Origin of the sequence: Mesorhizobium sp. M5C.F.Ca.IN.020.29.1.1 (genome assembly GCF_003997375.1) — a bacterium.
Lineage (GTDB): Bacteria > Pseudomonadota > Alphaproteobacteria > Rhizobiales > Rhizobiaceae > Mesorhizobium > Mesorhizobium wenxiniae.
In genome coordinates, this window is the sequence record NZ_RZSW01000026.1 from 1 (window position 1) to 26,553 (window position 26,553).

At 61.7% G+C, this 26,553-nt stretch carries 31 protein-coding genes and 1 tRNA gene; 20 read left to right on the plus strand and 12 right to left on the minus strand.

The window, feature by feature from the left end; genetic code table 11:
- Positions 1 to 142: 142 nt before the first annotated feature.
- Positions 143 to 1,027, plus strand: a complete 885-nt coding sequence (locus EOA85_RS04000; RefSeq protein WP_245485604.1) for a hypothetical protein — start codon at positions 143 to 145, stop codon at positions 1,025 to 1,027.
- Positions 1,028 to 1,176: 149 nt separating this feature from the next.
- Here EOA85_RS04000 and EOA85_RS04005 read toward each other — a convergent pair whose 3' ends face one another.
- Positions 1,177 to 2,064 (minus strand): glutathione S-transferase family protein, encoded by an 888-nt coding sequence (locus EOA85_RS04005; protein ID WP_127208457.1) that lies wholly within the window; start codon positions 2,062 to 2,064, stop codon positions 1,177 to 1,179.
- A 26-nt stretch (positions 2,065 to 2,090) separates the two neighbouring features.
- Positions 2,091 to 2,672, minus strand: coding sequence for a VOC family protein (locus EOA85_RS04010; protein WP_127208458.1), 582 nt, complete (start codon positions 2,670 to 2,672; stop codon positions 2,091 to 2,093).
- Positions 2,673 to 2,832: 160 nt separating this feature from the next.
- Here EOA85_RS04010 and EOA85_RS04015 point away from each other — a divergent pair, with 160 nt between their 5' ends.
- Both EOA85_RS04015 and EOA85_RS04020 read left to right on the plus strand, forming a co-directional pair.
- Positions 2,833 to 3,378, plus strand: coding sequence for a hypothetical protein (locus EOA85_RS04015; RefSeq protein ID WP_127208459.1), 546 nt, complete (start codon positions 2,833 to 2,835; stop codon positions 3,376 to 3,378).
- A 581-nt stretch (positions 3,379 to 3,959) separates the two neighbouring features.
- Positions 3,960 to 4,298, plus strand: a complete 339-nt coding sequence (locus EOA85_RS04020; RefSeq protein ID WP_127208460.1) for a phage tail assembly protein — start codon at positions 3,960 to 3,962, stop codon at positions 4,296 to 4,298.
- On the opposite strand, the gene EOA85_RS37280 is transcribed toward EOA85_RS04020, so the two are convergent.
- Entirely contained in the window at positions 4,234 to 4,521 is a 288-nt protein-coding gene (locus tag EOA85_RS37280; protein WP_164759479.1) for a hypothetical protein, read from the minus strand. The genes EOA85_RS04020 and EOA85_RS37280 overlap by 65 nt on opposite strands.
- Positions 4,522 to 4,523: 2 nt before the next feature.
- Here EOA85_RS37280 and EOA85_RS04025 point away from each other — a divergent pair, with 2 nt between their 5' ends.
- Genes EOA85_RS04025 through EOA85_RS04035 form a run of 3 tightly spaced genes read left to right on the plus strand, consistent with a single transcriptional unit; the run spans position 4,524 to position 6,709 of the window.
- On the plus strand, positions 4,524 to 6,167 hold the full coding sequence (locus tag EOA85_RS04025) for a phage tail tape measure protein (protein ID WP_164759480.1): 1,644 nt from the start codon (positions 4,524 to 4,526) through the stop codon (positions 6,165 to 6,167).
- Positions 6,168 to 6,171: 4 nt separating this feature from the next.
- On the plus strand, positions 6,172 to 6,393 hold the full coding sequence (locus EOA85_RS04030) for a hypothetical protein (protein WP_127208462.1): 222 nt from the start codon (positions 6,172 to 6,174) through the stop codon (positions 6,391 to 6,393).
- A complete protein-coding gene (locus tag EOA85_RS04035; protein ID WP_127208463.1) occupies positions 6,386 to 6,709 on the plus strand; it encodes a hypothetical protein in 324 nt (107 codons plus the stop codon). Before EOA85_RS04030 ends, EOA85_RS04035 begins: the two co-directional genes overlap by 8 nt.
- Before the next feature lie 55 nt (positions 6,710 to 6,764).
- Here EOA85_RS04035 and EOA85_RS04040 read toward each other — a convergent pair whose 3' ends face one another.
- Both EOA85_RS04040 and EOA85_RS04045 read right to left on the minus strand, forming a co-directional pair.
- Positions 6,765 to 7,169: a hypothetical protein gene (locus EOA85_RS04040; RefSeq protein ID WP_127208464.1), complete on the minus strand. Its 405-nt coding sequence runs from the start codon at positions 7,167 to 7,169 to the stop codon at positions 6,765 to 6,767.
- Between the two features lie 158 nt (positions 7,170 to 7,327).
- Positions 7,328 to 7,621 carry a transcriptional regulator gene (locus tag EOA85_RS04045; protein WP_348627877.1) on the minus strand — a complete coding sequence of 98 codons (294 nt, stop codon included), beginning with the start codon at positions 7,619 to 7,621 and terminating at the stop codon, positions 7,328 to 7,330.
- 92 nt (positions 7,622 to 7,713) lie between these two features.
- On the opposite strand from EOA85_RS04045, the gene EOA85_RS04050 reads away from it, so the two are divergent.
- The 7 genes from EOA85_RS04050 (at position 7,714) to EOA85_RS04080 (ending at position 13,168) form a co-directional block, all read left to right on the plus strand.
- Entirely contained in the window at positions 7,714 to 8,370 is a 657-nt protein-coding gene (locus tag EOA85_RS04050; protein WP_127208465.1) for a hypothetical protein, read from the plus strand.
- Entirely contained in the window at positions 8,370 to 8,720 is a 351-nt protein-coding gene (locus EOA85_RS04055) for a hypothetical protein (protein ID WP_127208466.1), read from the plus strand. The genes EOA85_RS04050 and EOA85_RS04055 overlap by 1 nt, the downstream gene beginning before the upstream one ends.
- A gap of 77 nt (positions 8,721 to 8,797) precedes the next feature.
- On the plus strand, positions 8,798 to 9,400 hold the full coding sequence (locus EOA85_RS04060) for a hypothetical protein (RefSeq protein ID WP_127208467.1): 603 nt from the start codon (positions 8,798 to 8,800) through the stop codon (positions 9,398 to 9,400).
- A gap of 4 nt (positions 9,401 to 9,404) precedes the next feature.
- A complete protein-coding gene (locus EOA85_RS04065) occupies positions 9,405 to 10,250 on the plus strand; it encodes a head maturation protease, ClpP-related (protein WP_164759481.1) in 846 nt (281 codons plus the stop codon).
- Positions 10,251 to 10,262: 12 nt separating this feature from the next.
- Complete coding sequence (locus tag EOA85_RS04070) at positions 10,263 to 11,327, plus strand: Mu-like prophage major head subunit gpT family protein (RefSeq protein WP_127208469.1); 1,065 nt, start codon at positions 10,263 to 10,265, stop codon at positions 11,325 to 11,327.
- A 17-nt stretch (positions 11,328 to 11,344) separates the two neighbouring features.
- Positions 11,345 to 11,656, plus strand: coding sequence for a DUF2190 family protein (locus EOA85_RS04075; protein ID WP_127208470.1), 312 nt, complete (start codon positions 11,345 to 11,347; stop codon positions 11,654 to 11,656).
- 495 nt (positions 11,657 to 12,151) lie between these two features.
- A complete protein-coding gene (locus EOA85_RS04080; protein ID WP_206523238.1) occupies positions 12,152 to 13,168 on the plus strand; it encodes a tyrosine-type recombinase/integrase in 1,017 nt (338 codons plus the stop codon).
- A 7-nt stretch (positions 13,169 to 13,175) separates the two neighbouring features.
- Here the strand turns inward: EOA85_RS04080 and EOA85_RS04085 are convergent.
- The 3 genes from EOA85_RS04085 to EOA85_RS04095 all read right to left on the minus strand — a co-directional run bounded on the left by EOA85_RS04085 (position 13,176) and on the right by EOA85_RS04095 (position 14,122).
- A tRNA-Glu gene (locus tag EOA85_RS04085) sits at positions 13,176 to 13,250 on the minus strand.
- A 90-nt stretch (positions 13,251 to 13,340) separates the two neighbouring features.
- On the minus strand, positions 13,341 to 13,748 hold the full coding sequence (locus EOA85_RS04090) for a VOC family protein (protein WP_127208472.1): 408 nt from the start codon (positions 13,746 to 13,748) through the stop codon (positions 13,341 to 13,343).
- A complete protein-coding gene (locus tag EOA85_RS04095; protein WP_127208473.1) occupies positions 13,745 to 14,122 on the minus strand; it encodes a fimbrial protein in 378 nt (125 codons plus the stop codon). The genes EOA85_RS04090 and EOA85_RS04095 overlap by 4 nt, the downstream gene beginning before the upstream one ends.
- Positions 14,123 to 14,147: 25 nt before the next feature.
- Between EOA85_RS04095 and EOA85_RS04100 the strand changes: the two genes are divergently transcribed.
- The 3 genes from EOA85_RS04100 to EOA85_RS04110 all read left to right on the plus strand — a co-directional run bounded on the left by EOA85_RS04100 (position 14,148) and on the right by EOA85_RS04110 (position 17,246).
- A complete protein-coding gene (locus tag EOA85_RS04100) occupies positions 14,148 to 15,248 on the plus strand; it encodes an RluA family pseudouridine synthase (RefSeq protein ID WP_127208474.1) in 1,101 nt (366 codons plus the stop codon).
- Positions 15,249 to 15,455: 207 nt separating this feature from the next.
- A complete protein-coding gene (rpoH, locus tag EOA85_RS04105; RefSeq protein ID WP_029348727.1) occupies positions 15,456 to 16,367 on the plus strand; it encodes an RNA polymerase sigma factor RpoH in 912 nt (303 codons plus the stop codon).
- A gap of 435 nt (positions 16,368 to 16,802) precedes the next feature.
- Entirely contained in the window at positions 16,803 to 17,246 is a 444-nt protein-coding gene (locus EOA85_RS04110; RefSeq protein ID WP_127208475.1) for a hypothetical protein, read from the plus strand.
- A gap of 235 nt (positions 17,247 to 17,481) precedes the next feature.
- On the opposite strand, the gene EOA85_RS04115 is transcribed toward EOA85_RS04110, so the two are convergent.
- The 4 genes from EOA85_RS04115 to EOA85_RS04130 form a co-directional block, all read right to left on the minus strand.
- A complete protein-coding gene (locus EOA85_RS04115; protein ID WP_127208476.1) occupies positions 17,482 to 18,354 on the minus strand; it encodes an MBL fold metallo-hydrolase in 873 nt (290 codons plus the stop codon).
- Positions 18,355 to 18,504: 150 nt separating this feature from the next.
- The gene (locus EOA85_RS04120) at positions 18,505 to 19,164 is read right to left on the minus strand and encodes a peroxiredoxin (protein WP_065007495.1); all 660 of its coding nucleotides are present in this window, start codon (positions 19,162 to 19,164) and stop codon (positions 18,505 to 18,507) included.
- A 166-nt stretch (positions 19,165 to 19,330) separates the two neighbouring features.
- On the minus strand, positions 19,331 to 19,696 hold the full coding sequence (locus tag EOA85_RS04125) for a cell division protein ZapA (RefSeq protein WP_023797070.1): 366 nt from the start codon (positions 19,694 to 19,696) through the stop codon (positions 19,331 to 19,333).
- A 19-nt stretch (positions 19,697 to 19,715) separates the two neighbouring features.
- A complete protein-coding gene (locus tag EOA85_RS04130) occupies positions 19,716 to 19,988 on the minus strand; it encodes a DUF4164 domain-containing protein (protein WP_023797069.1) in 273 nt (90 codons plus the stop codon).
- 305 nt (positions 19,989 to 20,293) lie between these two features.
- Here EOA85_RS04130 and tkt point away from each other — a divergent pair, with 305 nt between their 5' ends.
- The 4 genes from tkt to EOA85_RS04150 form a co-directional block, all read left to right on the plus strand.
- On the plus strand, positions 20,294 to 22,285 hold the full coding sequence (gene tkt / locus EOA85_RS04135; protein ID WP_127208477.1) for a transketolase: 1,992 nt from the start codon (positions 20,294 to 20,296) through the stop codon (positions 22,283 to 22,285).
- A 153-nt stretch (positions 22,286 to 22,438) separates the two neighbouring features.
- Positions 22,439 to 23,449, plus strand: coding sequence for a type I glyceraldehyde-3-phosphate dehydrogenase (gene gap / locus EOA85_RS04140; RefSeq protein WP_127208478.1), 1,011 nt, complete (start codon positions 22,439 to 22,441; stop codon positions 23,447 to 23,449).
- A 253-nt stretch (positions 23,450 to 23,702) separates the two neighbouring features.
- Complete coding sequence (locus EOA85_RS04145) at positions 23,703 to 25,592, plus strand: potassium/proton antiporter (protein WP_127208479.1); 1,890 nt, start codon at positions 23,703 to 23,705, stop codon at positions 25,590 to 25,592.
- A 109-nt stretch (positions 25,593 to 25,701) separates the two neighbouring features.
- Positions 25,702 to 26,553: phosphoglycerate kinase (locus tag EOA85_RS04150; RefSeq protein ID WP_164759482.1), on the plus strand; the 852-nt coding region annotated here is incomplete at its 3' end.

A 26,553-nucleotide genomic window follows, 5' to 3' on the forward strand; every position in this document is an offset into this window, starting at 1 on the left:
CGTCATGGTCAATCTGATCTGCGTTTTCGTGATGAGTGCGGAAAGTCGTCTTTAAATGCGGCACATATTATTAATCGTTGTGAACCAATGTGTTAGCGTGTGAAGCATGCCTAAGTAACTATCGTATTCTGGAAGTCAATTTATGGCCGTACTTGGCGCCCTCCCTCCCGACGTTCTCTGTCGACCAATTCGCCAAGCTGATTGGGAAGGAGTGGTCGACTGCCTGTGCCGGGGCTTTCCGGAGCGTGACCGGAGTTACTGGATTCAGGCGCTGACACGTTTGTCGCAACGGCCTGCCGTCGCCGACTTCCCACAATACGGCCTGGCTTTGGAGAAGGCTGATCGGATCGTCGGCGTTGTGCTGACCCTGTATACCCTTTATCCGGGGCAGGAAGGCGACGAAGTCCGCTGTAACCTTTCAAGCTGGTCCGTCGACGCGGAATTCCGTCCCTATGGCGCCAAATTGGTTACGACGCTTCTCAAGCGCAGGGACGTGACCTACACGAATATTTCGCCGGCGCCCGCAACGTTAAAAGCCAACTGGGCGCTCGGCTTTCGCCCCTTCTCCACCGGACAATTTGCCTTCTTGCCGGCTTTTAGTTCGGCGCAGCGGTCATGTCGCGTGCTTGAAGCTCGTCCCGATCTTGCCGAAATGGCGATGCTGCCGGACAGTGAGAGATACATACTCTCGGAACACGCCGCGCTGGGCTGCCTGTCATTGATTTGCATCTGCGACGGAGCAGCGTTTCCTTTCGTATTAATGCCGCGCCGGATATTGCGCGGTCTTATCCCATCCTATCAGGTCATCTATTGCCGCTCCCTCGCGGATTTGAGCCGGTGCGCCGGTGCTGTGGGACGCTTTCTCTTGCGAAGCGGCTTCCTGCTGTGCGTCGTCGACGCCAAGGAGCCGATTGCAGGCCTGTTCGGGTGGTACCGCCCCAACAGGGGGCTGAAGTACTTCAAGGGTCCCAGACCACCCTCGCTCGGAGATCTGACGTTCACCGAGCTTGTGATGTTCGGTCCCTGAACGCCAAGCGCAACGCCGCCCCCGATTTGCAGCAATGCCGATGCCTCTGGCCTATCTATCCGGCGGCCGGGCGGTGTCTCGGCCTATGACTGCAGCCCTGTCGCCTGAGGGGCAAGCTCGATGCGCTCAACGCAGTCAGCCAAGACGCCTCACGCCTCGGCCTGCGACTTCACATAGGCGATATAGCCGCGCACGTCGGCGGCCGGCTCGGCATAGGCTTTGCCGAGCTTCTTCTCGATCGCCGCCATGTACTCCTTCGCCCATTGCGGCAGCGCATAGTCGATGACGGCCAGGAATTCGAGCGTCGCGGCCAGGCGAATGTCGGCGATCGACGGATTCTTGCCGCCGATGAACGGCTTGCCGTTCCTGAAGAAGCTGTGAAAGACCCCCAGCGGCTCGGCTATCGCGGCTATAGCGGCCTTCTGGGCTTCCGACTTCTTGTCGGGATGAGCGTCGCTGTGGCCGACCTCGCCGGCATATTGTGGGAAGTTCAGCGCAGGATAGGTGGCGCGCGCCACATAGGGGTAAAGCGTGCCGATCAGGTAGAACATGGCGCTGTCGATCATTGCCCGCTTGGCCGGCGCCTTGGGATATAATTTCTCCAGCCCATGCTTGTTGGCGAGATACTGCATGATGGCGCAGCTTTCCCACAGGACGCCTCTCGGCAAGCCCTTGTCCTCGATCATCGGCGTCAGATGCGCCGGGTTTCGCGCCATGTACTCAGGCGAGCGTGTGTAGCCCCATACGTCGGTCTCGGAATGGTCGAGCCCGGCCGCGCGCGCAAACACCCGAACGCTCATATTGTTGACGCTCGGCTTCAGCATGCTGAGCGTCAGCCCGGCTTTTTTCGCTGATTTCGCTTTGGCCTTGGCCGCGGGCTTCGCGGATGCCTTGCCTGCAGGTTTTGCGGCGGCTTTCGTTGCCGACCCGGCGGAAGCTTTCGGCGCCTTGGCCGCAGGCTTTGTCGCCTTGGCAGCTGGTTTTGTGGCGGCCTTGACAGCCGGCTTCTTCGCACTTTTCGTTGTCGTCTTTGCCATTATGGTCCTCCCTCGGGTTGCTGTCGTCAGTATGGATTTTTCGGCGCGCGGTCCTCCGACAAGGTCGCGCGGGAGCGCTCGACAAGCGCCTGGATCGCGTCGGCGAGATGCACTTCGGCGATTGCGTAGTCGCCGCGCGCGACGCGAAGCTTATGCGCCTGCATCAGCACGTCGGCATGGGTGAAGCCCGCCGGCGGCTCGAAACGGTAGGAGGCGAGTTCGATCAGCAGGCCGAGCGGATCCTCGAAATAGATCGAGTCCATAAAACCGCGATCCTTGACGCCGCTGTGCTTGATGGCGCGCTCGTCGAGCCGGGAAACCGCCTGCAGGAAAGTGACGCGCGACACTGCAAACGCGATGTGATGGACGCAGCCCGTATCGGTCGGCGTGCGCCCCTTCACCGGCGTGCGGCTCTCATCGGTAAAGATAGTGATCAGCCGGCCGTCACCCGGATCGAAATAGAGGTGGCTTTCGCTGGCCTTGTCGAGATTGGGCTGCTCGAAGATGAAAGGCATGCCAAGCACCCCTTCCCAGAAGTCGATGGAGGTCTGACGCCCGGCGCCGACCAGCGTGATGTGATGGACGCCCTGCGACTGCAATTTCTGCATTTGGCCCTCTCTCCCTGCGCTCTTCTCTTCCCGACGAGCTTCGATCTATTCGTTGCGCGACAAATTCATCTCCGGCGGCGTTCTGCACCTTTGGCCCCTATTTACATGACGCGATGCTAATTCAATTGAGGGGGCCGCGCCAGAAGCGGTGACTGCGGCCGTGACCGACGGCGATGCCAGGTACGCAAACGTTTTGAGATCCTTGGTACGCCCAAGGGGCGTGCTTGTTTCTCGCAAGATCAAGCACTTAGGTTGCCCAACCGGTCGCAGGGCCCCCATTGAAAACATTGCAGCTTTCGCCCCGTTGTCCAACCGGCCTGCCGTCTCGGCCGCTGCTGCCAGCACGTCGGAAAACTGGTCAGAGATGGCGTCTAAAGCCCAGATCGTTGATGCTGCCGGCCGATTGTTTGGGGCCAGAGCAGCGCGCCAGCTGTGGCAGGATCTCGGGCTTCCGCTAGTTGGCAAATCCCCCGGACCCCCTGACTTAAGCTTGCTGCTCTACGTCGCCGCATTCGTCGAGGCGCGCCTGGTCGCAGACTGTCGGGTCGGCATCGCCGCGCGTCAGCTTCACACGGCCTACATCGATTGGGCCGACGAGACGGGCGCGCCGCATCTGTCTCTTACACGGTTCGGATTGCTCATGCCGAGGACCGGCATTCGGCGTGTTGCCGGCCGCATCGTCACCTATGAAGCGCGGTTCAAATGACTGAAACCCCGCACCCCCGCTTTAGGTCAGCGCACTGCCGAAAAGTGGCGGTTTCGTTGTTTTCATTAGCTTTTCCGTCGCGACACTTGCGACAGTTTGCGACAGTCCGCGACAGTTCATACAGCGAAGATAGATCAATAAAATCAAAGTGTTGCGATAGTTCGCGACAGTTTTTGGGGGTCTATACGTAGAGAAAGAGAGTGCGAGATAATTTGTTTTTACGTCATAGGCCTTAAAAACTGTCGCTACTATCGAACCTATTGATAATTAACAATAAAACTATCGCTAAACTATCGCTAAACTATCGAAAAGTGGTGCAGAGGAATAAAAACGATGGGTTGGAGTATTGGAGGTCAGACGACAACCAGCTGCCGGCCCTTTGATGGGAGGCAAGGTCCGAAGGGTCAGGCCTATGCGCGCCGTCAGCCACCCCCCGGTCTAGGGACCGTATCAAAGGGCCCTGACCTATACGGGCCCGGGGGATCCCGGGATTTTTCTAGTAGGCCAATTTGCAGGCGGTACACGCAACACGCGTTCCGATCCGTGCAGCACACATCATGCAACCTGAAGGAGAACGCGAAATGACTGAAAAGACCGTCACCCTGTCCCGCCGCTATGAGGCGCATGGCACCGTCTTCGAAACGGTGAAGGTGCGCGAGCCGCGGTTCAACGACCTGATGCAGTTGGGCGAGCCCTACGAGATGCAGCGCGCCGCCGGCAACAACGTCGTGATCGAGAACGTCGACACGGTCGCCGCCTATGTCCGCCGCTGCATCGTTGATCCAGGCGTCGACATGCTTGGCGAGCTCGGCATCAAAGACGCCAGGGCGGTTCGGGTCGCTGTGCTCGATTTTTTTACGTCTGGCGAGCCAGCAACCGCCTCGCAGCCTTCGAAGTCGGATCCCGCGCCGACGAGCTGATCTTCTTGATCGATTGCGTGAGAGCGTAGCCGGCGACCGCCGGGCCAATAAAGCGCCCGATCGGCATGGCCGACATGGTGCGATTGAGCACGCCTTGCGTCCTGTTGAACGCGATCGACTTCTGATTAATCTGGTTGAGCTTGGCGCCCATCTTGTCGAACGCGCCCATTGGGCCCAGCTTGGCCGAAAGCCGCATCACGGCTTCGATCGTGCGATTGCTCATTTTTGGCTCCTACGGTTGTAGTATTCGACGGCGCGAGCGAACCAGGCGACGACCTCCGACATCGGCATGCCGGCGACATCGGCCGCCCGCATGCCGAACCGGAGGAATTTGCCTCTGTCGAGCGACAGCTCACGCGCATCGGCCTCACGCTTGGCGCGTCACGCGACGAGATGCAGGGCCTGTACCAGGACGTGAACCACTACGCCAAGGCCTATGCCCTACAGTCGGACCAGGTAATGGAAACCGTCGGCGCCTACGCGGCCGCCGGCGCCAGCCTCACCGATATCCGCAACGATCTGGACCTGCTCACCAAGTCGCAGCAGGCGCTCGGCGCGTCGGGCGAGGATGTCGTGAACAGCTGGAACACGGCGCGCCTGTCGCTCGGCTTGACGACCAAGGATGCCGAGAAGTTCTTCTCGATCATCGCGGCCGGCAGCTCGGCCGGCAAATTCGAGGCGCCGGATATGTCGCGCTTCCTTCCCTCGCTGCTGCCTTCGGCGGCCAAGCAGGGGTTCCAGGGGATCGAGGGCGCGCAGCGCATGGTCGGATTCCTCGAGGTGATGGCGAACTATACCGGCACCGTCGGCGAGGCTGCTACGTCGGTTGGCGATTTCCTCGAAAAACTCTCCAGTCCGGACGTCGAAAAGAGGCTTAGCAAGATCAGCGGAAGCTTCCTGAAGCGCATGTCGGCCGCGCGCGAAAACGGCGAGGACATGCTGAAGGTGACGCACGATATCTTGATGGAGGCGACCGGCGGCAAGGCGGACCGGCTGGGCCAGATTTTCGGCGACAAGGAAGCCCGCCAGGCCGCAACCGTTATCCTCGACAAGTATGACGAGATCGTCGCCGCCCAAAGGGAGATTGCGGCGAATGCACCTGGCGTCCTCGATCGCAACAATGCGCAGCTGCTGAAGAACACACAGGCAGGCCTGGACCGGATCAAGGAAACGCTCAGCGAGCTGCAGATTCAGGCCGGTGATTTTGCCGCTTCTCTGGGCGTCGTCGATGGCCTGAAATATATCGTCGACACGCTCGGCTACGCGAACTCGGTCAACGCCGGCCTTGAGAAAAGCGGCGTCCATGGGTTCGCCGCCCGCACGGCCTGGGGAATCACGCACGGTGACGAAGACAAGGATCAGATGGCTCGGATCGGCGGCTACCGCTCCGACGAAGAGCTGCGCGCGGCGGCCGCCTACAAGCAATATGCCGATTCGCGGCGAACGGTCCTGCCACGGGATCCGAGCTTCGGCGCCGGCACAGACGCCAATGGCGTCCCCATTCCGTTGCCGTACGGCGCGCCGACGCCGCTTGGCCCCGTAGTGCGCAGCAATCTCTATCCAGCCCAGCACGGCCGAGGATCTTCCTACCGGCCGGAGAGCGCCTGGTCGCTGCCGCCGGGTGCGGGCGGCGGTTCGCAGCCGGCCGGAGACTGGTTTGCTCCCGTCGGGGCCGAGCTTGAGGACAAGATCGTCAGCGGCGGCCAGCAGGCCGGCAACGAATTTGCAAAGATGATCGCCGGTATGGGCGCGCAGCTCGCGTCCGAGTTCAACGCCAATGTTCGGCCGGTACCGATCGCGCAACAGCCGGCGGCGGTCCGAGCAAACACTGGCCGGTCTGACGCCGGCCGCTTGATGGGGCCGCGCTGAAGGAATGTTCGACGGCGAGTTTCTGTCGCAGCGGTTTCAGAGGATCGGCGAAGAGCACACCGACCTGGTCAGGATCGCGTGCGCCATGGCCGAGATCGACGATCGGGAGGAGCGGCTGTTCCGCAGGCTGATGATCGCCGAAGCAAGCAATCGCATTGCCGAGCTCTGGCAGGAAGTCGCCGCGCACCTGGCGGACGGGCGTGGGGGCGTGGGGGCGAATGCGTAACAGGATTTCGCTTGCCGGTCCGTCGCGGCCGCCGTCAGCGCCAGCGCCCTTACTGCCGGCGTTGAGCATCGCCAGCGCGCAAGCCGCGGCTACGCGCCGCGCCACCGCGCGCGGCCACGCCATGGGCGCCTGGCATCGCGAGAAGGGCGAATGGTGCACGATCTGCGATCGGTGCGGGGAAAGGCTCGAACTGGCCACAGGCGCGCTTAGCGCTGCCGGCGTGGCTGCTGTGAAGGGGCAGGGCGGTATTGCTGGCGCGATGGCAGGCGGCGTCGTGTACGTGCTTGGCAGCGCTTTGGAGCCCTGCCCTCGCTGATCTTTGCGAGGGTTTGCGCTCAAGATATCAAGGGGGAATGGGGCCTTTTTTAGAACTATTCTTCGCTGGGATGCGTCGTTTTGCCGCCGTGAATGATGGTAAAATTGGGCGGGTCGAAGGTGCCTTCACCTGGAACAATCTTCGAATATTGTTCGACACCTTCTGCCACCCGGTTTAGCAAAGATGCCGTCCTGCTATCGCTCTTTGCGCCATTCTCGCGGTGCTTGTTCGCAATGAAGGAAAGCAAGGTCGACCATCCATCGTCGAGCATCGACGTGCGCTTCATCCGGTCAAGCGCGGCGTAGAGCACCGATTCCAGTACCATGATCCTCGCCAGATTTTCGTCGGCGCGCTTTTCCATCGCGTCGACGGCGGCCTGAATGACCGTTTGGGCGTTTCCAGAAAACGTTTGGCGCATTTCGCTCCCGCAAGGGGTGTTGATCCCCTTCTCCCAATGCAATCAGCCACCAAAGCACTGTCCTTGATTCGAGTCGATTCATTCCCATTGGCGATCGCATGGCGGCGCCTTGGAACCGAGAGTGTCCTCGCTGATTTTTGCGAGGGTTTGCGGGCAGGGCTCAGGATTTGAGGGGGGACCAGGGGTAAGGCTTAAAGCTCCTACTCTTTTTTCAGCGCTCTAAGCGCGGCGCCAGCTCTCACCGCCACCTCGGCTTCGTAAACGTCTTTCCGCAAACGCACGCCTGGCCCGTCGCCGTTCTTGTCGATGAAGACGATCCCGGCATTTTCGAGCGCCTCGCGAATGTCGTCAATGGTCCTCGGATAGGGAACTCGTTTCCCCGTCTCGAACGTAGCGATTGTCGCAGTCGCAACACGGGATGCCTCGGCCAGCTGGTCCTGTGACCAAGCGATCAATGCTCGCGCTGCCCTACACTGTGCCGGAGAGATTGTCAATTTCATGCAGCCTTGAATGAAAACAATTGACTTGTGATTTCCTTCAGAGTTATAGGAAAAATGTAACTTGGATGCAAGGGGAGAACTCTCAAATGCCGAACGCACTCGTTCGGGCAGCCGCCGAAGGCTTGCCCTCGATCAGCCGCCGCCAAGTCCTTAGCTTGGCTGCATCGTCAGCCGCCGCCACTACTTTGGCGACTATTTCGCTGGCGCAACCCGCCGAACATCCCGACATCGATCTGCTCTGGCTCGATCAGGAAATGGCGGAAGCCGAGGCGCAGATGAATGGCGCTAACAAGGCCTGCGAGCGGGTCGGCAGGAAGGCCGACAAGCTCTTTCCGCCGCGGCCTGCGAACTGGGAGGAACCGACTATGCCGGGCCACCTTCATGAAATGTACGCCGGCATGCTGGTTCGCGACTTAGCATTTCCAGAGAAATGGCCGGCGCCCCTGCGCGCCTGGCAGAAGGCGATCGACGAACGGCGGGCGGCATACAGAGCTTTGCAGGAGGCGCACCAAGACAAAGTGGATGGGATATACCGCGAGGCCGGCATCGATGCCGCAGAAGCCGCCTACAGCGCGCGCTCCGCCGAGTTCTTCAGGGTCGGCCATCGGATCTTGGCCATGCCGGCGGCAACGTTGGAGGGGATCCTGGTCAAGCTCCGGGCGGCCGACAAAATTGCCGCTGAGAAAGAGGCTTTGATTTCGATCGCCGCCGATATCAGGCGCCTGGCAGGGGAGGCGGCGTGATGGGCAAAACCGACGCAAAGCTCTTGCGGCGCGAGGCCGCGTTCAATGCCGCCGACGATCGACGGAAGGACGCCACCGCGAGGACGGCGGAACTCGAGGAGGAAGTGGATCGTCTCATGTCGCTTGTTCGCAAGGCGGAAGACAAGGAGGCCAACAAGGCTGCGGCGACCGCCCGAGCGTTCGATCGCGTCATGCAGACGCGGGCGAAAAGTTTCGCGGGTCTGCTCGCGAAGGTGAGGGTCAGAGCACGCTGGAACACCGATGACGAGGAAAGCGAGATTACGATCCTGAAGAGCCTTGTCGCCGACATTGAGGCGATGGGCGGCGATCTCCCCAGGCGTGCCCAATAATCGTGCTTGACGAAGATGCATCTTGTCGCATACAAAATGTCAGCCATACATTTTGTCAGAGACAGGATATCCCAAAAATGATCAGTCGCGCCCAATTCTTCGTCCTGACCAAACTCGATTCCGACGGCCTGTCGGCGCTCAAGCGTCGTAACCAGTTGCCGGTGATCAACGCCGCCGATCGCGAATACTCGCCATTCGAAGCGTTCGCCTATCTGATCGCCGAGAGGCTTGTCGATGCGCCCGACGGCCACGGCATGAACCGGTCCATGGCAGCAGAGATCGTCCGGGACGCCGCGTCCCTCATCGCTCGCAGGGGTCCGGACATTGAGGCAAGCGCTCCGATGTTTCGATACGGCGACGGGTCCGCTGATCACTATGCCGGGCGGTTGCATGTGGCGACCGAACAGTTTTCCCGGTCCGATGCTTTCGTCGGAACCAAGGCCGAGCTTGCGGAGACGCTTGCGGGCGCTGGTACGGTGTTCGGCGTCAACGTGACGAACATCACCGCGTCCTTCGTCCTTCTGCAACGTCGGGCCGCTGGCGAGGGGATCGACATTTCCGGCATGTGGCCCGACCCAGCGTCGCTGCCAACCGCCGAAGATCGTGTCCAGCGGATTGCCGCGAATTGGCGGGCTGCGATCACCAAGACCAACAATGATCGCGGCTTCGGCGAGGAGTAAACACATGGCCGACATTTATCAGAACGGCGAATTGATCCTGCACGGACCGGTCGCTGGCGATTTCTTCGGTCCTAACGCTTTCACCTCGCATGATGTCATTGCCGCCATGGCCCAGCACGGCAGCAAGCCGCTCACGGTGCGGCTGAACTGCCCGGGCGGCGATGCCTTCGACGGCATCGGCATTTACAACGCGCTTGCGCGCCATAAGGCCGGCGTCAGCGTCGTCGTCGAAGGCCTGGCCGCGTCGGCCGGTTCGCTGATCGCTATGGCCGGCAGCGAAATCACTATGTGCGCTGGCAGCATGATGATGTTGCACGAGGCCCATGGCGTCACGGTAGGGCCGGCTTCGGCGCAGCTCAAGCAGGCCGAACTTCTCGACCGCCTGAGTGGCGAATACGCCAGCATCTATGCGGCGCGGGCTGGGGCGGCGCCGGATGCCGTGCGCGCCTCGATGAAGGACGAGATCTGGTTCACGGCCGAAGAAGCCGTCGAGGCCGGCTACGCGACCAAGGTCGACAAGGCGAAAGCGAAGTCATTCGCCGCCTTCGATTACCGCGCCTACGCCAAGGCGCCGGAAGCGCTCAAGGCGCTAGCGCTCAAGAACAACTGGACGGCCGGCGAGAGGCCGCTGTCGGCCTCGGCCGAGAAGGATCGCGCCGACAGGCTGCAGGCTGAGCTCGACGCATTGAAGGCGTCCAGCCAAACCGAAAAAAACCGCCAAGAGCAGGCATCGGCCTATGAAGCCAGACGCCTGGCCGACATGCGAGTGCCCATGTCCGGACTGGCGCAGCCTGGCAATCGCGGCAGTCGCAGCGGGCCCACGACCTGGAATGACTTCCTCCCAAAGTAAGGACTAGAATCGATGAGCGCAGCTCCCAAACCCAATCCCGCCGATCTTTTCGATCCGTTGGCAATCGCTATGTTGAACCGGCACTCGCCGGGTATCGTCCGCGCCGCCTTCGGCGATGCCGTATCGCGTGCACATCCTGGCATGGGTCTTCGCGATGCGGCGGCTGCGGTCGCCTCGAAGACCGGAGGGCGCAACGAAATCCGCGCCATGATGACGACGGACGACTTTCTGAAAATCCTGTCGGACACTGTCTCTGTCTCTGCTCTGGCGGCGCAGATCATCAACTACCCCGAGATCCTGCGCATCTCTCACGAGACGACCTATGAAGATTTTCGCGAGAAGGAGAGCGTCCAGGGCGGTCTGTTCCCCGAACTGCTCCCGCCTGGTGAGGGCGGAGAGGTGCAGTACGGGACGATCGGGGAACGCAAGGAAAAGACCTTTGCTGTCATTCGCTCGCGGATGATCGAGATCACAACCGAAGCGCTGGTCAACGACAATCTCGGCTTACTGGTGCAGCCGGCGCTTCGCATCGGCGAAACCGTGCTCGATGGCAAAGCGCGTGTGATCGTCAACCGGATCGAATCGAACCCGGTGCTGTCCGATGGCGTCGCCGTGTTCCACGCCAGTCACGGCAACCTGGCTGGGGCCGGTGCAGTGCTGGATGTGACGACGCTTTCGGCGGGGCGGCTCGCCATGCGCCGGCAGAAGGACCTGGACGGCCTGCGCGATATCGGCGTCAATCCGTCCTTCCTGGTCATTCCTCCCGAGCTGGAAACCTCGGCCGAGCAGCTGCTCGCCGCGATCACCGCAACCTCGGTCGACGATGTCAACCCGTTCTCGGGCAAGCTGACGCCGGTCGTCGAACATCGGCTCGCCGATCCGAAGGCTTGGTATCTATTCGCCCGGCCGGAGCGGCAGATGAGCCTCGAGCATGGCACCGTCAACGGCATGGACGATCCGGAAGTGCGCACGGAGGCGCCGATCAACAGGCACGCTGTCATCACCCGCGTTTCCACTGCCTTCGGCGCGGGCTGGATCGACTATCGCGGCGCTTACAAGAACGCCGGTCCGGCGTAAAATCAGGAGAAGCTGACATGAGAAACCTTGTCCAGGATGGCCACACGGTGCCGCTGACTGCGCCCGTCGACCGTGCGCCCGGAGATATCGTTTGCGTAGGCAGTATCGTCGGCATCGCCGTCGGCGCGGCGGCCAGCGGCCAAATTGTGCAGACGCGGCTTGAAGGCGTGTTCAAGGACCTGCCGCTGAAGAGCGGTGATGTCTTTGCCGCCGGCACGCTCGCCTACTATGTGGTTGCCGACGACGAGCTGACGACCACGGCCGGCACCAACAAGAAATTTGGGGTCGCGCTTGGTGGCGGTCAGTTCAGGCTCAACGGATCATTTTAGGAGATTTGCCGGGGCCCTTGTGGTGGGGCGCGCGGCTCGCCCTCGACGTTGATCCTGCCCGGCGGATGGTTTCACAGGATCGACTGAGGCCGCAATGAGAAGGACTGCCGCGCGCGGATGTACCGCGCGGCAGACCAAAGCGGATGCAGCTGTGTCGACAGGTCTCCTCCCGGCTGCATCCGCGACCCTTTTTCACCAGGTCGGAAGCTCGCCCCCTATGGCTAATAGATCTGCTCTCATAACCCAAGCAGACGCGACGCGCCTTTTTAAGGCTGCAAAGCTCGCTGGCTATGATCGAGCCAAGTTTGTTTCCTATCCCGATGGCCGCGTCGAGGTGCAGGTTGAAACCACGCGCCGTGGGGCGCAGAGTGGCGATGACGCCAGCGAATGGGACGATGTCCTTTCATGAAACGCCGCGCGGCTAACCCATTCCCCGGCGTCTCGCCGGCCCCCGATCGCCACGGCAAAATGCGTTGGCGCTTCCGGAAAAAGGGCGTGCCGCAGACCTACCTGCCGGGCGAATACGGCTCGATCGAATTCCGCAAGGCCTATGAGGCCGCGCTGCATGGATCCCGCGCGGCCGCGATGCCTTCCAGGCACCAATACGGCACATTCGATTGGCTGATTGAGCACTACAAGCGCTCGCCGAAGTGGAAGAAGCTTCGACCGATCTCGCAGTACAATCTCGGCAAGGACTTTGATCGCTTCAGCAAGGCCTATGGCAAGCGGCGTGTCGCTACTTTGCGGACAGAGCACGTCGAGGCGATCATCGGCAAGAAAGCCGACACGCCGTCGGCGGCGAATCACTTGCTGAAACTGCTTCGCAGGCTCTGCCGTTTTGCCATGCGCAAGAAGCTGATCGCCGTCGATCCGACACTCGACGTTGAACGCTATGCCGAAAACCCAGACGGTTTCCATACTTGGACCGAAGATGAGATAAGCCAATTCGAGGCGCATCATGGCGTCGCTTCCAAGGCGGTCCTCGCACTTCGGCTGATCCTCAATTCCGGCGCGGCCAGGCAAGACGTCGTCAAGCTGGGGCGTCAGAGCGTGCGCCACGGACGCATCGCCTATCGCCGCGGCAAAACCGGCGGCGACGTGGACTTGCCCATCCTCGAGGAGCTCGAGGCTGTCCTGGCGCTAGTTCCTGGCGATCGGTTGCTGTTCCTGACACACACGGGCGATCGCCCCTATAAGCCGACCACTTTCGGCAACTGGTTTCACGATCAGTGCGTCGATGCCGACCTGCCTCATTGTTCGTCCCACGGCCTGCGGAAAGCTGGCGCCACGCGCCTTGGCGATGCCGGCGCAAGCGAGCTGGAGATCATGGCCTTCCTAGGCCATCGCACGCCAGACGAGGCGCGGACCTACGTGAAGAAATTCAACCGGAAGCGCCTCGGCGACACCGCCATGGAGAAGGTGTCCAGGGCAAAAAGAGAACAGGATTTGTCCAACCCGGTAGAAAAGTTGGACATTCACCGCCGTAAGGCTTTGAACGAAAAGGGAAATTAGATGAAGGTGGTACGCCCAAGGGGAATCGAACCCCTGTTCCCGCCGTGAGAGGGCGGTGTCCTGACCGCTAGACGATGGGCGCGTTCAAGAACCGGCGATATAGGCTGACGGCTGGGAAAAAGCAACTGGCCTTCGGACAGTCGATGATGCTGGAAAAATATCCGTTGCAATCCTATCGTTTTGGCTCGATCAGGTCCCAGAGATTTCCATGGAGATCGGCGAAAACCGCCACCGTGCCGTAGGCCTCGTGGCGAGGTGCCTCACGGAATTCGACGCCCTTTTCGAGCATTGCCGTGTGGTCGCGGACAAAATCGTCGGTTTCAAGAAACAAAAAGACGCGGCCGCCGGCCTGGTTGCCGATGCGGCTTGTTTGCGCATCATCGGCCGCTTCGGCCAGAAGCAGCCGCGCGCCTTGTCCATTGGCCGGCGCCACCGTGACCCAGCGCTTGCCGCCGCCAAGATCGACGTCTTCGATGAGCAAAAAGCCCAGCTTGCCGACGTACCAGGAGATCGCCTCGTCATAGTTTCTGACCACGAGCGCGACCGTGGCCACACGGCGATGTCCGACGAATCCAGTCATTTGTTACGGATCGAAAAGCGACCGACAATGCGGCGCTCAGTGATGTCGTAGACAAAGATGGCGCGGCTGCCGTCGGCAAGTTCCGCATCAATCGAGACGCGGTTGCCGGAGAGCGACTGGCTGATGACCTTGGCGCCGACCGGCAGCACGACGTCGCCGGTCAGCGGCTCGCCGGCCGGCACCTGGATGTCGCCGGCAAGTGATGGGGCTGTAGGTGGCGCGGTGCGCGTTTTGTAGACAAGGGCCGCGATCACCACCATAAGGGCGAGAAACAGCAGGCCGAGATTGATGGCGACGAAGCGGACGAGCTTCTTGCGCACCTTTTCAACCTCGGGGTCGAGCGGCTTTTCCTCGTCTTCGTCGGCAGCAGCCATGGCAAAACATTCCGGAGCGATTTCGATGAGCGCTCATAACGAAGAGGCCCCCATATTGATAGAGGATGGATTGATAGGGAATGGATTGATGGAGGGCGGATCACCAGACGGTAGATCGCCAAACGGGGGATCGATCGTGCTGGAAGCGGGTCCCGATGCGGCCGGCCAGCGCCTCGACCAGTGGCTGGCGGGCAAGCTCGGCCCGGACATGTCGCGCAGCCGGGTCCAGATGCTGATCAGACAGGGCGCCGTCAAGGTCGGCGGCCAGCAAGTCAACGAGACCAAACGCAAGATGGCGGCCGGTGACCGCGTATCGGTCGATATGCCGGAGCCGGAGCCGGCGGAGCCGCAAGGCGAGAACATCGCGCTCGACGTCCTCTATGAAGACAATGAATTGATCGTCATCAACAAGCCGCCTGGGCTTGTCGTCCATCCCGGCGCCGGCAACTGGACCGGCACGCTGGTCAACGCGCTGATCCACCATTGCGGCGACAGTCTTTCCGGCATCGGAGGTGTGCGGCGGCCGGGCATCGTCCATCGCCTGGACAAGGAGACCAGTGGCGTCATGGTCGTCGCCAAGACCGATCGCGCCCATAAGTCATTGTCGGAGGCCTTTGCCGATCATGGCCTGACCGGCGATCTCAAACGCGCCTACCTGGCGCTGGTCTGGGGCATACCGATGAGACCGACAGGCACGGTCGACGAGCCGCTCGGCCGCGCCGTCGACCGCGTGCGCCGCGCCGTGGTGCCGGAGGGCCGCGACGATGCCCGCCACGCCGTCACCCACTTCACTGTGATCGAGCGCTTTGGCGAGCAGCAAAAGCAATTTGCCTCGGCAAGTCTGGTCGAATGCCGGCTCGAGACCGGCCGCACCCATCAGATCCGTGTCCATATGGCCCATATCGGCCATCCGGTCGTCGGCGACCCCGATTACGGCCAAGCCTTTCGCACCAAGGCGAACCGGCTGCCCGAGCCGCTGAAGGGCCGGGTGAAGGCATTTCCGCGACAGGCGTTGCATGCCCGCCTCCTTGAATTTCGGCATCCAACGACCCATTTAACGATGAGGTTCGAGGCGCCTGTACCGAGGGATATGGAGGAACTCGTCGACGGCTTTCGCAAACTCTGAACCGCCTTCCATCCATTCAAAACCTGATCGGCAAAAACCTGACCGGCGTTGTTCACTTTAGCGTGACACACTGTTTCGTGTTGAACCAATGCTGTCCTTTCTGGTTTTGTTCCTATATACACCGGTTGTCGCGAACGAGCCTTTGGCGTTCGCGATATATGCCCGCCGCGTTTCGGGGGCACCACTCCAAGAGAGAGGGGCGCTATCATGGCCCAGTCATTACCCAGTATCGTTTCCGGCGAAGGCGGCCTCAGCCGCTACCTGGAAGAAATCCGTCGCTTTCCGATGCTTCAGCCGCAGGAAGAGTACATGCTCGCCAAGCGTTACGCCGAGCATGAGGACACCACGGCTGCACACAAGCTCGTCACCAGCCATCTTAGGCTCGTCGCCAAGATCGCCATGGGCTATCGCGGCTACGGCCTGCCGATCGGCGAGGTGATCTCGGAAGGCAATGTCGGCCTGATGCAGGCCGTCAAGAAATTCGAACCGGAGCGCGGCTTCCGGCTCGCCACTTATGCCATGTGGTGGATCAAGGCCTCGATCCAGGAATACATCCTGCGCTCGTGGAGCCTGGTCAAGATGGGCACGACCGCCAACCAGAAGCGCCTATTCTTCAACCTGCGCAAGGTGAAAGGCAAGATCCAGGCGCTCGACGACGGCGATTTGAAGCCCGACCAGATCACCGAGATCGCCACCCGCCTCAACGTGTCCGAGGCCGAGGTGGTGTCGATGAACCGCCGCCTGTCGGGCGATGCCTCGCTCAACGCACCGATCCGGGCGAGCGAAGGCGAGTCCGGTGAGTGGCAGGACTGGCTGGTCGACGACCACGAAAGCCAGGAAGAGGCGCTAATCGAGCAGGACGAGCTGGAAAACCGGCGCGGCATGCTGTCGGGCGCTCTTGCCGTGCTCAACGAGCGCGAGCGGCGCATCTTCGAGGCGCGCCGCTTGGCCGAGGAGCCGCTGACGCTGGAAGAACTGTCGGCCGAATTCGACATCAGCCGCGAGCGCGTGCGCCAGATCGAGGTGCGCGCCTTCGAGAAGGTGCAGGACGCAGTCAAGGCCGCGGCCAAGCGCCAGATGCAGGCGCTGCGCACCATCGAGGCGCAGCCGGCAGCGTAACGCTCCGACGGAAAAATAACGGCGGCGTCAGGTAACTGGCGCCGCCTTTTTTATGGGGTCCTCCGACTGCCGGGAGATTGTCCCTTGGTGTCATGTTCTAGCTGGGGTTGCCGGTTCCGCCTCACCTGCGCGGACGCACAATCCGTCACGATAAACCGCTCAATCATCGGTGCAATCAGCCTGGCCGGCTCATAGCGGCAATATAGCAATTTTCCCCAAGACCTGGAAACCGCAACGCTGCAAATTGTGGCGGCAATGTTCCGGCGCCGACACGGGCTTCCGCGCTTGCGGCGGGCCGGCACGACAATGGGCCGCCGGGCTGCGCTGGGCAGTTGAGCTCGCCTATTGGAAACCAAAGGCAGTATGACAATGACGACTTCTCCGTTTCTCACCGCCCTCGGATCCGAAGGTCCCCCAGCCGACCGAGCGAAAGACATGGACCTGTATGGATGGCTAATTGGAAGCTGGGAAATGGACTCGGTCCACTACCTCCACGACGGCACAATCCAGAAATACAATGGAGAATGCCATTTTGGCTGGGTGCTCGAAGGCCGCGCGATTCAGGACGTTTGGATCAGGCCCAAGCGCCCTGCGCCGTCCACGATGTATGGGACGACTTTGCGCATCTTCGATCCTGGGATCGAGGGATGGCACATCGTATGGAACGACCCGCTCAACCGAGATCACTCACGCCAGATCGGGCGGGCCGAGGGAAAAGACATTGTCCAGCTCGGCAATGACTCGCGCGGTCTGAAAACTCGATGGCGTTTCACTGAGATCACTGCCAACAGCTTCCATTGGATCGGCGAGGAAATATCTTTCGAGAGCGATCCTTGGCAAATCACGTATGAACATTTAGCCCGCCGAACAAAACCCTGAAGCTAGAGTAGCTGGCGTCTGCGCCGCTCCTCCTCCGGCTGCCGACACTTTCTCCCCGTATAGCGACGGGAAGAAGAGGCAGATCGCACCGCCGGCACTCTTTTTGTAACGTCGAAAATTGGCGAAATCGTCAGCGAAAGCCTCCTTCTCCCCGTATACGGGGAGAAGTGCCCGGCAGGGCGATGAGGCCGGGGCCGAATTTAAAATAGAGTTGTAGTGCCAGCGACCCATCTCATCACAAGCAATCGAGCGGAAATTTCAAATACCGGCGGCCGTTGGATTCCGGTTCCGGCAAGCGCCCGCCATTCATGTTGACCTGCAGCGCGTGCAGGATCAGCCTCGGCATCGGCAGCGTCCTGTCGCGTGCCTCGCGCAACGCCACGAAATCGGCCTCTGTCCTGCAGGCGGCAACATGGGTGTTCTTGGATTTCTGTTCCGCAACAGTGCTCTCCCACAAGGGTTCGCGCCCCTCCGCCTGGTAGTCATGACCGACGAACAGACGTGTCTCGTCCGGTAGCGCGAGGATATCCTGGATCGAGCGCCAGAGTCGCGCGGCACTGCCGCCGGGAAAATCCGCTCTTGCCGTGCCGCTGTCCGGCATGAACAGCGTGTCATGGATGAAAGCGGCGTCGCCGATCACATAGGTAATCGAGGCCAGTGTGTGGCCCGGCGAAAAAAGCACCTTTGCCGGAATGCCGCCGACCGAAAAGGTCTCGCCGTCGGCAAACAGCCTGTTCCACTGCGATCCGTCGGCAGGAAAATCCGGCCAGTTGTAGATCGCTTTCCACAATTTCTGGACGTCGATAATCTTGTCGCCGATCGCCGTAGGCGCTCCTGTCTTCTCGTTGAGATAGTGCGCCGCCGAGAAATGGTCGGCGTGGGGATGCGTGTCGAGAATCCATTCGACGACCAGCCGTTGATCTCTAATGAATTCGAGCATCGCGTCGGCATTCTTCGACGCCGTGGCGCCGGATTTCTCATCGAAATCAAGAACGGGATCGATGATTGCGCATCGTCGCGTCTGTGGGTCGGCGACGACATACTGGATGGAGCCGCTCGGCTTGTCGTAAAAGCCTGCCACCTGCAGCTTGGCCGATGTCGCGTCCAATCTCGGCTCCCTCAACGCCCACCCGGCAGGAATGGTTTTCCCTACCGGGGTAAAAGAAGAGCATGGTCGTTCGCCAGCGCCACCCCGTCAAGCACCGCATGCTTGGCCGAGGCAAAAAGGCCGAAAATCCTTCCGTGCCGTCCTGGCCGTTCAGGCTGAGGGCTGCTTGGTCTTCCGGAGATACGGCAGGATCGTCTCGTAGGCGCCGAAACGCTTGATCGCGTCCTCATTGGAAACGGCGGCGGTGATGATGACGTCCTCGCCCTGCTTCCAGTTCGCCGGCGTCGCCACCTGGTGCTTGGCAGTCAGTTGCATGGAATCGATCGCACGCAGGATCTCATCGAAGTTGCGGCCGGTCGTCATCGGATAGGTGAGAACCAGCTTGATCTTCTTGTCGGGGCCGATGACGTAGACCGAACGCACCGTCGCGTTGTCGGCGGGCGTGCGCCCTTCCGAGGTTTCGCCGGCACCGGCCGGCAGCATCTCGTAAAGCTTGGCGACCTTGAGGTCCTTGTCGCCGATCAGCGGGTAGTTCACCGATTGGCCGGTCGCCTTCTTGATATCATCCTGCCATTTGCCATGGCTTTCGACCGGATCGACGGAAATGCCGATGATCTTGACGTCGCGCTTCTTGAACTCGCCTTCCAGGCCGGCCATCGTGCCGAGCTCGGTCGTGCAGACCGGCGTGAAATTCTTCGGATGGCTGAAAAGCACCGCCCAGCCGTCACCGATCCATTCGTGGAAGTTGATCGTCCCTTGCGTGGTTTCCGCCGTGAAATCCGGCGCGATATCGTTGATACGAAGGCTCATGACGTGTCCCTACCCTGTGATTGCAGCCGGCATTGACCGGCGTTGCTTTTGCCTTTCTACCACTCCCGCGTCATCCTTCAAACGCCTGTTGCACCCGGTCGAGGCCGGCGGCGAAAAATTTTCATTGCTTCTCGGCAAATGCAGCTGGAATTTTCGCTGCGCTGGCTCAGGCCTTGTTCACCGCCAGCGTCGTCGCCAGATCTTCCATGCGCTGGGCGAGCGCGCCAAGCGCTTGGGTCAGCACCGAATCGTTCTTGTCGGCCTTGGTCAACGCGTCGTCACGCGTCTTGCGCAGCGTCAGCACTTCGCTTTCCATGCCCTTGACGCGTTTTTGCAGTTCCGAAAGCTCGTCCATGACCATGATGCCGGCCATCACGGTCAGCCGCTGGTCGCCGATCTCGCCGAATGAGTCTTTCAGATGCGAGACATAGCGGTCGAAGCGCTCGGCAAGGTCGATCAGATGCTCTTCCTGGCCCTCGTCGCAAGCCATGCGATACTGCTTGCCGTCGATGGAAACCGTGACTTGTGCCATTGGCCTACCTGTCCAGTCCCTATCTGTCCAACACGGCGCGGATGGTTTCCATGGCGGTCACCAGCCGACGCGACACTTCCTTGTTGGCGTCTTCCAGCCGTTCGGCGCGCGCTTCGGAATTGTCGAGTTCCTGCGCCAGCCGCGAGCGATCGGCGTTCATGCGCTGCACCTCCGCCTCGGCTTCCGTATAGTCGCGCTCGTGCTCGAGCTTGGCCGCGACGGCATTTTCCAGCCCCTCGATGGCCTTACCCAGCCTCGCGATGACTTCTTTGAGTGTCGTTTCCCCGGTCATGGCTTTCGTCCTGCGCCCTGCCCATCACCGAATCATCCACGTTCAGAACGCGTTATGTCTGAAACATTACCCGCCGTGTGAAGCCAACGTCAATAAAGCTCTCGCGGCTGTCCCCTGCTAACGCTAATGTACAGCCCCCAAGGCCCTTCTGGCGCCGTCACAAGACCGGCAAAAGCGCCGGTTTATTGACTAACAAGATCGGCGAAAGCGCGCCGGTTTGTTGACTAAAAAGCCGCGCCTGCTATGTGTCGCGCACGCTTTTCAAGGGCGCTCCCAAGGCCCCAACCCCCCACACTGGAGGAAGCATGACCTCGCGTGAACAACATGACCGGATGGCCAATGCGATCCGTTTTCTTTCCATGGACGCCGTCGAGAAGGCCCAGTCCGGCCACCCCGGCCTGCCAATGGGCTGCGCCGACGTTGCCACGGTGCTGTTCACGCGTTTCCTGAAATACGATCCGAAGAACCCGCACTGGCCCGATCGAGACCGTTTCATTCTGTCGGCCGGCCACGGTTCGATGCTGCTCTATTCGCTGCTCTATCTGACCGGCTATGAAGACATCACCCTCGACCAGATCAAGCATTTCCGCCAGTTGGGATCGAGGACGGCGGGTCATCCCGAATATGGCCATGCCGCCGGCATCGAGACGACGACCGGCCCGCTCGGCCAGGGGCTTGCCAATTCGGTCGGCTTCGCACTCGGCGAGCGCATCATGAATGCCGCTTTCGGCAACGACCTCGTCGACCATTACACCTATGTGCTGGCCGGCGACGGCTGCTTGATGGAAGGCGTCTCCCAGGAAGCCATCGCACTTGCCGGGCATCTCAAGCTGAACAAGCTGATCGTCTTCTGGGACAACAATAACATCTCGATCGACGGCCCGGTGTCGCTGGCCGACAACACCGATCAGGTCGCCCGGTTCCAGGCGTCCGGCTGGAACGCCAGCCACATCGACGGCCAGGACCCGGAAGCGATCGCCTATGCTATCGAGGCGGCGCGCCATTCCGACAAACCGACGATGATCGCCTGCAAGACCACGATTGGCTTCGGCGCGCCGACCAAGGCGGGTACCAACAAGGCGCACGGTTCTCCGCTCGGCGCAGAGGAAATCGCCGGCGCCAGGAAGTTCTTCGGCTGGGACTATCCGCCCTTCGAGGTGCCTGCCGACATCCTCAATGCCTGGCGCGACGCCGGCAAGACGGGTGTCAAGGCACGCACCGGCTGGGAAGGCCGCCTTGCCGAGGCCGACGCCCAGTTGCGCAGCGAATTCGAGCGCCGCATCAGTGGCACGTTGCCAGCGAATTTCGAGGCCGTCCTCACCGACTACAAGAAGAAACTCGCCGCAGACAAACCGAAGGTCGCCACCCGCAAATCGTCGGAAATGGCGCTCGAGATCATCAACGGCGCGGTGCCGGAAACGATCGGCGGCTCGGCCGACCTGACTGGCTCGAACAACACCAAGACCAGCCAGACCAAGAACATCACATCAGACGATTACGGCCAGCGCTACGTTCACTACGGCATCCGCGAGCACGGCATGGCGGCCGCCCTCAACGGGCTGACGCTGCATGGCGGCCTCATCGCCTATGGCGGCACGTTCATGTGTTTCTCCGACTACGCCCGTCCGGCGATGCGGCTTGCCTCGCTGATGGGCATCCGCTCGATCTTCGTCATGACCCATGATTCCATCGGCCTCGGCGAAGACGGCCCGACCCATCAACCGGTGGAGCATCTGGCCGCACTGCGCGCCATCCCGAACCACAATGTCTTCCGTCCGGCCGACGCGGTCGAGACCGCCGAATGCTGGCAGCTGGCCATCGAGCAGGAAAAGACGCCTTCGACGCTGGCGCTGACCCGGCAGAACCTGCCGACCGTGCGCAACGACTTTGTTGCGGAAAACCTCAGCCGCCAGGGCGCCTATGAGTTGGCTGGCGCCAATGGCGATGCGGCGGTGACGATCTTCGCTTCGGGCTCCGAGGTCGGAATCGCGCTGGCGGCGCGCGAGGCGCTGGAAAAGCAGGGCCATCCGACCCGCGTCGTCTCGGTGCCGTGCTTCGAATTGTTCGACAAGCAGAGCGCCGACTATCGCAAGAAGACGATCGGCAACGCGCCGATCAAGATCGCGATCGAAGCCGGCATCCGCCAAGGCTGGGATTATTTCATTGGCACCGACGGCGTCTTCATCGGCATGACCGGCTTCGGCGCCTCTGGCACGATCGAACAGCTCTATCCGCATTTCGGCATCACCGCCGAAGCGACGGTGAAGGCGGCGGAAGCCCGCCTGCACGGCGAGTAAAGCCAGGCGCCCGCGAAACCGCGCATAATGGTTTTGCGGGCAGCCTCCGTCTGTGGACTTAAATCCAACCCATCGACGGCTGGATTCTTTGCCAGCCCGCCGTTATGAAGCTGCGGACTTGATCTTCGGCCTCCAACTCCCAGGGAGAGAAAAATGACCGTCAGAGTTGCCATCAACGGATTCGGCCGCATCGGCCGCAACATCCTGCGCGCCATCCACGAATCCGGCCGCAAGGACATCGACGTTGTCGCCGTCAACGACCTCGGCCCGGTCGAAACCAACGCGCATCTGCTACGCTTCGACAGCGTGCATGGCCGCTTCCCGCATGAAGTGACGGTTGACGGTGACCAGATCACCGTCGGCACCGAAAAATTCAAGGTCACCGCGATCAAGGACCCGACGCAGTTGCCGTGGAAGGAGCTCGGCATCGATATTGCGCTCGAATGCACCGGCATCTTCACCGCCCGCGACAAGGCCGCCGCGCATCTGACCGCCGGCGCCAAGCGCGTCCTCGTCTCGGCGCCGGCGGAGGGCGCCGACCTCACTGTCGTCTATGGCATCAACCATGACAAGCTGACCAAGGATCACATCGTCATCTCGAACGCCTCCTGCACTACCAACTGCCTGGCACCGCTGGCAGCCGTGCTGCATGAGGCCGTCGGCATCGAGAAGGGCATGATGACGACGATCCACTCTTACACCGGCGACCAGCCGACGCTGGACACCATGCATAAGGATCTCTACCGCGCCCGCGCCGCGGCCCTGTCGCAGATCCCGACTTCGACCGGTGCGGCCAAGGCGATCGGCCTGGTGCTGCCCGATCTCAAGGGCAAGCTCGACGGCATCTCCATTCGCGTGCCGACCCCGAACGTCTCGGTTGTCGATTTCAAGTTCATCGCCAAACGGCCGACGACCGTGCAGGAGATCAACGAGGCGGTGATCGCCGCGTCCAACGGCAAGCTGAAGGGCATCCTCGCCGTTACCCATCACCCGAACGTGTCGATCGACTTCAACCACGATCCGCATTCCTCGATCATGGCGCTCGACCAGACCAAGGTCATGGACGGCAACTTCGTTTCGGTGCTGTCCTGGTACGATAATGAATGGGGTTTTTCCAACCGCATGGCCGACACCGCAGTCGCCTTCGGCAAGACCATCGCCTGATCGCAGAACCATCTTCTCGCGACTTCGAAAACGCCCGGCTCTGTCCGGGCGTTTTCATGAGAGCGCCCAGCGCCTTCTGGATGCGCAAACGACGCTCTAACGGTTTGTTTGGCAAGACAGCGCCTAGAACACCAAAACACTCAATAATCAGCGGCATAGGGCAAAAAACCACCCTCACGCCTTGCACCGGTCATGTCTTCGCCTCACTCTCCCGTAAAGCGAGAGGAACACGAATTCGAGGGGCAATTGGCGGATGGAGCATGCGATCTATCTCGTGACGCTGGTCGGCGCCGCACTGGTCGTCGCCGCCGCGTTTTCGAGCCTGATCGCCTTCCGCTTCGGCGCCCCTCTCTTGCTGCTGTTTCTCTGCATTGGCCTGGCCACGGGAACCGACGGCCTCGGCATCCAATTCGACAATGCGCGGCTGGCTTATTTTGCCGGCTCACTGGCGCTGGCGGTCATCCTGTTCGATTCCGGTTTCGGCACGCCGCTCAACGCCTTGCGCCAGGCGGCCGGACCGGCACTGTCGCTGGCGACCATCGGCGTCCTTTTGACCACTGGCCTGTTCGGCGTCGTCGCCTATTATCTGCTCGATCTCAGCTGGCTGGAATCCTTCCTGCTCGGGGCTGCTGTCGCCTCGACCGACGCGGCAGCAGTGTTCTTCCTGTTGCGCGCCGGCGAGATCAATTTGCGCGAACGCGTGCGTTCCACGCTCGAGGTGGAATCCGGCACCAATGACCCAATCGCCATCTTCCTGACCATCAGCCTGGTCGAGATCATCGCCGCCAACGCCAGTCCCGAGGCCAGGGTGCTGGTTACGGATCTCGTCCTCGGCTTCCTTCTCAATATGGGGCTTGGCGCCATCGTCGGCATTTTCGGCGGCCTCGCCATCGTGCGTCTTGTCGACCGGCTCAATCTCGACCATGGGCTGCTGCCGATCTTCGTGCTGACGCTGTCGCTGATGGTGTTCGCCGCCGCCGGCGCCATTGGCGGCTCCGGTTTTCTGGCGGTCTATATTGCCGGCCTTATTGCCGGCAATTCCGACATTCGCGCAGTCACCATCCTCAAGCGCTTCCAGGACGGCATGTCGTGGCTGGCACAGATCATCATGTTCCTGGTCCTCGGCCTGTTCGCGACGCCCTCGCAATTTCCGGCGATCCTGCTGCCGGCGGTGCTGCTGGGCCTGTTCCTGATATTCGTGGCGCGGCCAGTTGCCGTCTGGCTTTGCCTGATGCCGTTCCGTCTGCCGCGCCCGGAAGTCGCCTTCGTCTCATGGGTGGGTCTGCGTGGCGCCGTGTCAATCCTGCTCGCCATCACGCCGCTGCTTGGCGGGCTTGAGAACGGCCGTCTCATCTTCAACACCGCCTTCATCGTCGTGCTGGTGTCGCTGGTCATCCAGGGATGGACCGTCGGACCGCTGGCACGCCGCCTCGGCCTGATCGTGCCGGCCCGCCTAGGCCCGTTGGACAAGGTCGAACTCGAATTGCCGGGCTCCGCCCACCACGAGCTTCTGGCCTATCGCGTAGCACCCGGCAGCCCGGTGGCGCGCGGCGAGCGCATTCCGCGCTGGGCGCGGCCGTCGCTGGTGCTGCGCGACGGGCGCTCGATGCGCTTCCAGGACATGGGCAGGCTCGCCGCCGGCGACCATGTCTACATTTTCGTGCCGGATCGCTATCCAGCCCTGCTCGACAAGCTGTTCGCCAGCCGGGCCGTGGTCGATCCCGAGGACGCGGACTTCTTCGGCGCCTTCGCCGTCGATCCGGCGCGCTCCGCCGCGGAACTTGAAGCCGCTTACGCGCCGGGCCTGACCGAGGAGGAACGCAAGCTGACCGTCGGCGACCTGGTGACGGAGCGGCTCGGCGGTCATGCCGAATATGCCGACCGCGTGCTGATTGGTCCGATCGAGCTGATCGTCCGCGATGTCGACGACAAAGGCAAGATCACTGGCCTCGGTCTTTCCCTCGAGCCGACCGCGCCGGTGGCACGGGTGCCTGTGTTCCTGAGTGCTGGCGAGATCGCCGACCGCGTCGCTGGCTTTGTGCGCAATTGGCGCAAGCGGATCAAAAAGCAGAGTGCCGAGGCGCCGGACGACGCGGAACGGTCTCCACAGCCGGTGGTGGAAAGGGCAACCGACGAGGGCTGACTGCTCCCGACACATGCCGTGTCATATTTTCCGCGTAGCACCATTGCAGGTCTTGCATCGTCGTTGATGCGGGGTAAGGTCCCGGCGATTTTTCGCGAAAGGGAACAGCATGGCCGGCTTCAAGACACTGGACGACATCGGCAACATCGACGGCAAGCGTGTGCTGGTGCGCGTCGACCTCAACGTTCCCGTCGCCGACGGCAAGGTGACCGACGCCACCCGCATCGAGCGCATCGCGCCGACCATCGCCGAGCTTTCCGGCAAGGGCGCCAAGGTCATCCTGCTTGCCCATTTCGGCCGGCCCAAGGATGGACCGTCGCCCGAATTCTCGCTTGAGCCGATCGCCAAGGCGAGCGCGAAGGTGCTTGGCTGCCCTGTCGGCTTCGCGCCGGATTGCATCGGCGACGCAGCGGCAAGCGCCGTCGCCGCCATGAACAACGGCGACGTGCTGCTGCTCGAAAACACCCGCTTCTACAAGGGCGAGGAGAAGAACGACGCGGCCTTCACCGAAAAGCTCGCCGCCAATGGCGACATCTTCGTCAACGACGCCTTTTCCGCCGCCCACCGCGCCCATTCGTCGACGGAGGGGCTTGCACACCTGCTGCCGGCCTTCGCCGGCCGTACCATGCAGGCCGAACTCGACGCGCTGGAAAAGGGCCTCGGCAATCCCGTCCGCCCTGTCGTCGCCATCGTCGGCGGCGCCAAGGTGTCGAGCAAAATCGACCTCCTGATGAATCTGGTGAAGAAGGTCGACGCGCTGGTCATCGGCGGCGGCATGGCCAACACCTTTCTCGCCGCGCGCGGCACCGATGTCGGAAAATCGCTGTGCGAGCATGATCTCGCCGGGACCGCCAAGCAGATCATGATCGAGGCGGCCGAAGCCGGCGGCGCCGTCATCCTGCCGGTCGACGGTGTCGTCGCCGGGGAATTCAAGGCGGGCGCCGCCAGCGAAACCGTCGCC

Excerpts from the sequence above, each read along its gene's own strand:
- EOA85_RS04000 (WP_245485604.1), top strand. The coding sequence starts at position 143 with ATGGCCGTACTTGGCGCCCTCCCTCCCGACGTTCTCTGTCGACCAATT.
- EOA85_RS04055 (WP_127208466.1), top strand. The coding sequence starts at position 8,370 with ATGGGCAAAACCGACGCAAAGCTCTTGCGGCGCGAGGCCGCGTTCAAT.
- gap (WP_127208478.1), top strand. The coding sequence starts at position 22,439 with ATGACCGTCAGAGTTGCCATCAACGGATTCGGCCGCATCGGCCGCAAC.
- EOA85_RS04095 (WP_127208473.1), bottom strand. The coding sequence starts at position 14,122 with ATGGCTGCTGCCGACGAAGACGAGGAAAAGCCGCTCGACCCCGAGGTT.
- EOA85_RS04120 (WP_065007495.1), bottom strand. The coding sequence starts at position 19,164 with ATGAGCCTTCGTATCAACGATATCGCGCCGGATTTCACGGCGGAAACC.
- rpoH (WP_029348727.1), top strand. The coding sequence starts at position 15,456 with ATGGCCCAGTCATTACCCAGTATCGTTTCCGGCGAAGGCGGCCTCAGC.
- EOA85_RS04065 (WP_164759481.1), top strand. The coding sequence starts at position 9,405 with ATGGCCGACATTTATCAGAACGGCGAATTGATCCTGCACGGACCGGTC.
- EOA85_RS04010 (WP_127208458.1), bottom strand. The coding sequence starts at position 2,672 with ATGCAGAAATTGCAGTCGCAGGGCGTCCATCACATCACGCTGGTCGGC.
- EOA85_RS04035 (WP_127208463.1), top strand. The coding sequence starts at position 6,386 with ATGCGTAACAGGATTTCGCTTGCCGGTCCGTCGCGGCCGCCGTCAGCG.
- EOA85_RS04130 (WP_023797069.1), bottom strand. The coding sequence starts at position 19,988 with ATGACCGGGGAAACGACACTCAAAGAAGTCATCGCGAGGCTGGGTAAG.
- EOA85_RS04100 (WP_127208474.1), top strand. The coding sequence starts at position 14,148 with ATGAGCGCTCATAACGAAGAGGCCCCCATATTGATAGAGGATGGATTG.
- EOA85_RS04050 (WP_127208465.1), top strand. The coding sequence starts at position 7,714 with ATGCCGAACGCACTCGTTCGGGCAGCCGCCGAAGGCTTGCCCTCGATC.
- EOA85_RS37280 (WP_164759479.1), bottom strand. The coding sequence starts at position 4,521 with ATGAGCAATCGCACGATCGAAGCCGTGATGCGGCTTTCGGCCAAGCTG.
- EOA85_RS04060 (WP_127208467.1), top strand. The coding sequence starts at position 8,798 with ATGATCAGTCGCGCCCAATTCTTCGTCCTGACCAAACTCGATTCCGAC.
- EOA85_RS04030 (WP_127208462.1), top strand. The coding sequence starts at position 6,172 with ATGTTCGACGGCGAGTTTCTGTCGCAGCGGTTTCAGAGGATCGGCGAA.
- EOA85_RS04145 (WP_127208479.1), top strand. The coding sequence starts at position 23,703 with ATGGAGCATGCGATCTATCTCGTGACGCTGGTCGGCGCCGCACTGGTC.
- EOA85_RS04005 (WP_127208457.1), bottom strand. The coding sequence starts at position 2,064 with ATGGCAAAGACGACAACGAAAAGTGCGAAGAAGCCGGCTGTCAAGGCC.
- EOA85_RS04090 (WP_127208472.1), bottom strand. The coding sequence starts at position 13,748 with ATGACTGGATTCGTCGGACATCGCCGTGTGGCCACGGTCGCGCTCGTG.
- tkt (WP_127208477.1), top strand. The coding sequence starts at position 20,294 with ATGACCTCGCGTGAACAACATGACCGGATGGCCAATGCGATCCGTTTT.
- EOA85_RS04075 (WP_127208470.1), top strand. The coding sequence starts at position 11,345 with ATGAGAAACCTTGTCCAGGATGGCCACACGGTGCCGCTGACTGCGCCC.
- EOA85_RS04110 (WP_127208475.1), top strand. The coding sequence starts at position 16,803 with ATGGACCTGTATGGATGGCTAATTGGAAGCTGGGAAATGGACTCGGTC.
- EOA85_RS04070 (WP_127208469.1), top strand. The coding sequence starts at position 10,263 with ATGAGCGCAGCTCCCAAACCCAATCCCGCCGATCTTTTCGATCCGTTG.
- EOA85_RS04125 (WP_023797070.1), bottom strand. The coding sequence starts at position 19,696 with ATGGCACAAGTCACGGTTTCCATCGACGGCAAGCAGTATCGCATGGCT.
- EOA85_RS04020 (WP_127208460.1), top strand. The coding sequence starts at position 3,960 with ATGACTGAAAAGACCGTCACCCTGTCCCGCCGCTATGAGGCGCATGGC.